Below are 6,893 nucleotides of genomic sequence, written 5' to 3'. Positions count from 1 at the left end.
GGGCTGCCAATTACCCCATATCCCACTGCTCCGGCTGTCACCGCGGGAGTTCGGTCCAGCCAGGGTGTCCTCGCCGCGGGCGCTGACAAGCATCACGCGACGGGGCACGCCTCGGGCGACATTACCCCTGGCCGGAACTTCGCGCATGAGTGGTGACGCCGACCGGCACGGGGCGGCAGTGCCAGCCGGCGTGTCAAGGGGTCAGGCCGTCGGCACGTACGGGAAGGCGTCGGACGGCTTCGAGGTGATCGAGTCCTTGGTGATGCCGAGCGCCACCGGCGTGTTGATCGCGAGGGAGAACATCACGTCGGGGGCGTTGTCCGTCAGGGAGCGCCCGTTCCACTCTGCGAAGCCGTACACGGCCGGGGTGCCGACGGTATAGGGCAGCACGTTGGGGAAGATCTTTGCCGCGACCGTACGACCGTAGGCCTCGGGGTCCTCCGCCGTGCCGTATGCGCGGACGGTTCCCGCGACCATCTCGGCGGCGAGGGCGCCGAAGATGGCCGGGTCGTCGGCCGGGCGACCGGTATTGAGGTGGTCACCAAGGTGCTCGTCGAGCTGGGTGAACAGCGGGTGGATCATGGGCAGGCCCGCCCGGTTGATCTGCCGCCAGCCACCGGCGTCGGTGGCCAGGCTGGACAGCGCCCACGCCCCAATGCTCCTGCTGCCCGCGGCCTCCACCAGCTCGCTGTCGGAGACCTCCAGGACGAGTGAGTAAACGGTGTGACCGGCGAACAGGTTGACGGCCTGCGAGGGGGTCCACTCACCGAGGTCCATGCGGGTACCCTCCTTGACCGCCTTGCCGATCGCGTGCAGGACGTCCGGCTCGATCCAGAACGGGTCGCCGGCTTTGCCGGCCCACGCCCGCGCCCCGCGCTCCAGGACGGTGGTGGCGCCGGTGACACCCTCACCGAGCACCGTGCCGTTCGCGTACGGGTCCTCGGCCTGGACGCCGGTCAGACGGTGCAGTCTGTACGGCCGTGCGCCGTCCTGCCGAGGCTCGCCGAAGGTGAAGCGGTAAGTCACTTCCTCCACGGCGTCGCCGTTGGCGTCGACCTTGAACTCGTAGCGGCCCTCGGGGTGAAAGCCCCGGGGGATGTCCTCGCCCGCGAGCGAGTGGGAAACGTTCAGGACGAAGACAGTCCCGCGCTCGCCACGGAAGAGGTAGAAGTCGGTGATGTCCAGCCGGGGGTCTTGGCGGGCGATGGGGGAGTCAAGGTGATGAGACATGTTCGCACTCGCATTCTTGCGTGACTGATCCGGATGGCATGCGAGGGCGACGCTTTCAGAAATCCGCGTTCCGCCCTCGCCAGGGTTCTTCGTCCCTGTGTGAGCTCTGGCCCTGTTTGCATGTCATCCTCGCGAAAACGCACGGCGGATTCTGTCGAGCAGCCTCCAAACACGACTGGCCGGAATCCCGAGCCAGAGCGTGGTGTCCGCTCAAGGGACGATGTGGGGTTAACCCCACGGGCGTACCCGCAGACCAACTCGGCCGCATCGCCGCTAGTCACCCGTCACCTGGTCGGGGTATCGTCGACAGATCCGCCACTCGGAAATTCCGCAGTGATTGCCCAGGAGGCTCGGCAAAGCAAAGGCCCTACTCCCTCTGCATGGACAGTGCGCGAGCACATACTTCCTGTTCTCATGCCAAGGAATTCTCTGTTGCGCATCGACCCGATTGCCGACACCGTCGCGTCGCTGATCCCGCGCGCGCGGGCCGAACTCGCACAACTCGTCAGATTCAGGTCGGTCGCGGATCCGGCGCTCTCTCCCCCGACGAATGCGAGAAAGCCGCCGCCTGGGTCGCCGACGCCCTGCGCGCCGAGGGATTCCGAGACGTCACGGTCCTGGACATGCCCGACAGCCATCAGTCCGTCTACGGCCAACTCGCAGGCTCCCACCGTCCTGCTGTACGCGCACTACGACGTCCAGCCGGCGCTCGACGAGGACGCATGGACGACGCCACCGTTCGAGCTGACCGAACGCGACGGGCGCTGGTACGGACGCGCAACGGCGGAATGCAAGGACGCGGTGATCATGCATCTGCTGGCTCTGCGCGCGCTCAAGGCCCACGGCCGGGTGCCACTGAACGTCAAAGTGATCGTCGAGGGTTCCGAGGAGCAAGGAAGTGGCGGCCTGGAGCACTACGCGCAGGCTCACCCGGAGTTGCTTGCCGCAGACGTCACCCTGGTCGGCGACGCCGGCAACTTCCGCCTCGGAATGCCGACGGTCACCGCGTCACTGCGGGGGATCACGATGCTCCGGATACAAGTAGACACCCTCCGGAGCAACTTGCACTCCGGCCGGTTCGGAGGGGTGGCGCCCGACGCCCTCACCACGCTGATCAAAATTCTGGACTCGCTGGTAGCCGACGACGGATCCCCGCACGTCGAAGGACTGCAGGCTGAGGGCGAGTGGGAGGGCCTGGACTACCCACGGCGGGGTGCTGGAGGGGGTGGATCTTGTCGGCGCCGGTTCCGTCGGAGATCGGCTCTGGGCGCGGCCGTCCGTCGCCGTGATGGGCATCGACTGCCCTCCCGTCGTGGGCGCCACTCCGTCCATCCAGGCGAGTGCACGGGCAGCAATCAGCCTGCGCATCCCGCCGGGGCACGACGCCGCGCAGGCCACGGAACTACTGACCGCGCACATCGAGAAGCACACCCCCTGGAGCGCGCGCGTGTCCGTAGAGCAGCTCGCCCAGGGGGAGCCGTTCCTCGCCGACGCTTCTGGCCCGGCGTACTCCGCCATGGCCGAGGCGATGCGAGAGGCCTATCACGGGCGCGACCTGCACATAGCTGGCTTCGGGGGTGGAATCCCGCTGTGCAACACCCTCGCCTCGCTATACCCCCGTGCCGAAACCTTCCTGATCGGGCTGAGCGAACCGGAGGCCCAGATCCACGCCGTGAACGAAAGCGTTTCCGTCGACGAACTGCAGCGCCTCAGCGTCGCTGAGGCCCACTTCATGCGCCACTACCGCACTCCCCCGGCCGGGTGCCCAGCCACTGGGTGAGGTTGTGGGCGTTATCTTCCAAACCAGCCACGTGGTTCCGATTCCCGTCGCCCGCCTATTCGTTTCCGGGGCGATCAGTCCGATTCGACCAGCCGACGGCCACCCTGGCGTTGGTCATTCGTGCGGCGTCGTGGTGCCGCAGGGCAGCGCCTGCTCGCACCAGATGGTTTTGCCGGTGTTGATCTGCCGGCTACCCCAGCTCTGGGTGAGGGCTGCGACGAGGAGCAGTCCACGCCCGCCTTCGTCGAAGGTCCGGGGTGGCCTGCGGGTCATGGGGCCAACACCACACTGTGTCTTCAGGGCGCGTCAGGCCGGTATCGGGATCTGCACCAGGATCGAGGTGCCGCCGCCTGGGGGCGACTCGATGGTCAACGTACCGCCGAAGGCGGCAAAGCGGTCCGTCAGCCCGGTCAGACCACTGCCGGCCGTGGTCTCGTCCACGCCGCCGATACCGTCGTCAACGACTCGGATCCGCAGGACCTCCCCGAGTTCGAGGGAGATGTCGATCCGGGACGCCTGGGCGTGCTTGACCGCGTTCGTCACGGCCTCGGCCACGATGAAATGCGCATTCGATTCAACAGCGCCGACGACGGCGCCATCGCCGCCACCGTCGTCAACTCCTCCCGTACGGCCTTATGGGCCTGCCTTCGACGACGGCACCAGGGCGCGAGAGGAGATCACCCTGCCCGAGGCTCTGCAGACCGTGCCCGCCACCGGCGAGGCCGGGCACGCCGACTCTCGACGCTGGTCAAGAGCTTGCTGCTGGGGTTGGTTGAGCAGGGTCAGACTGCGTCCGTCCTTGTGGTTGGCGGCGCTGGTGCACGCGGCGCGGACCGGACAGGCATCACAATCGGTCTTGGCGAAGTGGACTCGGACGATCTCGGTGCCGCTGGCTTTGCGCTGTGCGGACCAGCTGACACTCATCCGGCCGCGGGGGCAGGTGACCGCGCGGGCCGGCCAGTCGACGCTGAAAGCATCCTGGTCGAGGCCGTCTCCGGCCCGGCCCTGTGCAGTGGTGTCGGCGAAGACCGGCCCCATCAGCTCGATTCCCTGCCTGGCGGCGGACACCAGCAGCGCGGCAGAGGTGTAGCCGGAGTCGACCAGGTGGATGTCGGGTGGCAGGCCGCGTCGGGCCAGCCCGGCGTGGACGGGTTCGGTGACCTGCGCGTCCGGGACGGTGGCGTCGGTGGTGACCACATGGGTGATCAGGTGCGGTGCGTCCGGTTCGCAGGTCTCGGTGAAGTGGACCTTGTAGCCGTCCCAGCCCGCGCCGCGCTTGATGCTGTAGCGGGTGTCGGTGTCGTAGGGGCTGGACAGCCTCAGCCTGCCTGGCGGGAGGTCTTTGCCCTCCCGCCAGCGCACCCCCTCACCGTCACGGTGGTACTGCTGCACCCACGCATTGCGCAGGACCTGTACCGCCTCAAGCTCCCGCAGCCAGCCCGGTGCGTGAGGTTCGTAGAGAGCCTGAAGCAGCGCGAACCCGTCGTGTCCCACGGTCAGCGCCCACTGCCGGCGGGCGCCGGCCCCTTTGGGGAAGCGGAAGGAGTCGATGCGCTTGCCGTAGCGTTCGAACCACTCCGGTGCGGCGACCTGCCGCAGCCAGCCCGGCGCTGCAACGGCCAGCATCTCCAGTGCCGCACGCAGGGTCTCGCCGACGAACTCCATCCGGTTCAGCGTCCGCACCTGGGCCAGCACATGCGTGGAGTCGGTCCGCTGACGGCCACCCGCCCGCACCAGCCCCAGCTCACCCACCCGTTCCAGCAACCGATCCAGGACCAGTTCCTCCAGACCGTGCGCGATCAGCCGATCCCGGAACTCGCTGAGCACCGAGAAGTCGAACCCGGGATCCTCCAGCTCCAGACCGAGCATGTACTTGACGTCGATCCGCCCGCTCACCGCATCGGCAGCCTGCCGATCGGTGAGCCCCTCCGCGAACTGCAGCACACTGACCATCGCCAGCTGACCCGGCGACCAGGCCGGACCACCCCGCCGCGGAAACGCCGAAGCAAACTGCTCGTCCTCGAACAACGGCCCGAGCTCATCCCGGATACGCATGGCCAGACAACTCTTACGGAACGCGGCCCGCGCCACCCGCGCGGTGGCCTCAGGAACAGACGGAGCAGGCACAGGGCGCAGCGACATCGCAGCCCCTCCTTGCCTCCCCGCGAGATGGAACCGAACCACCGCCAGACTGCCCGAACAAACAAGATCACCAAGGGCGATCACCGAATCCGCCAACAAAGTCCTGAAGGCCGGGGCCTCCTCCGGTTATCAGGTGAACGGTTCAGGATGCGTCTGCACGTGGGGGTCAAGAGGAAAAGGGTCTTCCGTTTTGGCTTGTGGAAGCATAGGTTCCTCTTACCTCGCGTGGGCACCTTCCGAGGTGCCGGCCCGCCGATCCTGGGGCGGCGGGCCACGCGGGGCCCAGCTGCCGAGTCATGGCCTAAAGCTTCCGCCAGCTCAGGGCGCGCAACGTCCCTGTTGCACCGTCGGCCGTAGCTGGAGACCACGCGCCTTGCTTGCGACGACCAGAGCAGAGAGGCCGGGCTCCTCCGCTGGACTGGTGCGGCTGACCAAGCACGAGGTGGTGCAAGGCTTATATGGACCGGGTGGTGTGCCGTTCCCTCCACCGCACCGTCCACCCGCCGGTCTGGGCGGAAACGTGGGGTTGGCCCTATGGCCCTGTACTCCCTGCTGCCCCAATCTGGGGTACGTGGCGGTAAACGTTCTGGTTGTCGACGATGATCCCGGCTTCCGGCAGGTGGCCTACGCGCTCCTGAGGGCGCGCGGCCTGCACGTCGTGGCCGAGTGTGCCGATGGCGCCTCTGCTATAGCCGCTGTGCGCGCGCACGACCCCGACGGGGTTCTGCTCGACGTCCACCTTCCCGACCAGGACGGCATGTCCGTTGCGAGAGTTCTGCGGGAAGGCCCGCATCCCCCGCGGGTGGTCCTGACATCGACCGATAGGTCGCCATGGTCGGGGGAGGAACTGGCTGCTGCAGGGGTGGATGCCTTCGTGACGAAGGACCTGCTCTACGACACTGACCTGGCCGGGCTGCTTAGCCCTTGAGATATTCCAGGGCCGCGACCACTCGTCGGTCTCCCGCCCGGTCCGTGCCCGGCAGGCATCCCGCTGACCGACCTCACCACCTCGGTGCGTTCTCGTTGTGCCGGCCGACCATCCGTTGGCGAAGCGCCGTGCCGTGCCGATCGCCGAACTGGCCGGTCCGGACCCCGTCGACTCCCTCGTGGGCTGCGGCAACCGGACTGTCGTGGATCGGGCCTTCGCCGCCGCCTCTGTGGCCCGTTGCGTTCGCCATCGAGATCACCGGCGTCGCCACCGGCGTGGCCTTCGTACGGAACGGCCTGGGTGGCACTGTTGCCACGCCTGGACCGGCCGCTGTCTCTGGCCCTCCGTCCGGGCGCACGCCCGGTGCCGCCCCACATGCCATGATCGCGACGAGTTCCTCACCTGAGCCGGTCCGTGCCGCGCCAGGCTCACCACCCACGGCCATGGCCGATACGGGTGGCCGGTGCGCCATCCGGCGCGGGCCAGGTCGGCGAGAGCTCGTACGTGATGCACCTGGACATCACCGGTGTCCCCGCAGACGTCCAAGACCGGGGGCCGCAAGATGACATCCACGACCGGACTCTCTGCACCGCCTTCAGCCGCCACAACCTCACCGGGTTCCTGCAGAACGCCGGCTTGACCGGCTCTAGGACGAGCTGGATGTCGCCGAGGCGAGCGCAAGGGCGGCTCCCTTCCGCGAGTCCCCCGACCCGAAAAAGGATAAATTGTTCATCAAGGGCGTCTCGATCCTTTCCTTCGATAGGTGGATCATGAGGGCACGGCCTGGGTATGCGGGTCCACGACTGGGGCTGA

At 67.7% G+C, this 6,893-nt stretch carries 3 protein-coding genes and 3 pseudogenes; 2 read left to right on the top strand and 4 right to left on the bottom strand.

Going from position 1 to position 6,893, the window contains the following annotated elements:
- Positions 1–201: 201 nt before the first annotated feature.
- A complete protein-coding gene (locus tag ABT078_RS42140) occupies positions 202–1,230 on the bottom strand; it encodes a DUF4331 family protein (RefSeq protein WP_351237722.1) in 1,029 nt (342 codons plus the stop codon).
- A 414-nt stretch (positions 1,231–1,644) separates the two neighbouring features.
- Between ABT078_RS42140 and ABT078_RS42135 the strand changes: the two are divergent.
- A pseudogene (locus tag ABT078_RS42135) lies at positions 1,645–3,010 on the top strand (dipeptidase).
- A gap of 114 nt (positions 3,011–3,124) precedes the next feature.
- Here the strand turns inward: ABT078_RS42135 and ABT078_RS42130 are convergent.
- The 3 genes and pseudogenes from ABT078_RS42130 to ABT078_RS42120 all read right to left on the bottom strand — a co-directional run.
- Positions 3,125–3,274: pseudogene (locus ABT078_RS42130) on the bottom strand (ATP-binding protein); the annotation flags it as partial.
- A gap of 42 nt (positions 3,275–3,316) precedes the next feature.
- A pseudogene (locus ABT078_RS42125) lies at positions 3,317–3,571 on the bottom strand (sensor histidine kinase); the annotation flags it as partial.
- A 72-nt stretch (positions 3,572–3,643) separates the two neighbouring features.
- The gene (locus tag ABT078_RS42120; protein WP_351237718.1) at positions 3,644–5,152 is read right to left on the bottom strand and encodes a transposase; all 1,509 of its coding nucleotides are present in this window, start codon (positions 5,150–5,152) and stop codon (positions 3,644–3,646) included.
- A 571-nt stretch (positions 5,153–5,723) separates the two neighbouring features.
- Between ABT078_RS42120 and ABT078_RS42115 the strand changes: the two genes are divergently transcribed.
- A complete protein-coding gene (locus ABT078_RS42115; protein WP_351237716.1) occupies positions 5,724–6,080 on the top strand; it encodes a LytR/AlgR family response regulator transcription factor in 357 nt (118 codons plus the stop codon).
- The last annotated feature ends 813 nt before the right edge of the window (positions 6,081–6,893 follow it).

Source organism: Streptomyces sp. NPDC002133 (genome assembly GCF_040296405.1).
GTDB lineage: Bacteria > Actinomycetota > Actinomycetes > Streptomycetales > Streptomycetaceae > Streptomyces.
Note: the sequence above shows the minus strand (reverse complement) of the source record. Positions and strands in the feature narration are given on the sequence as shown.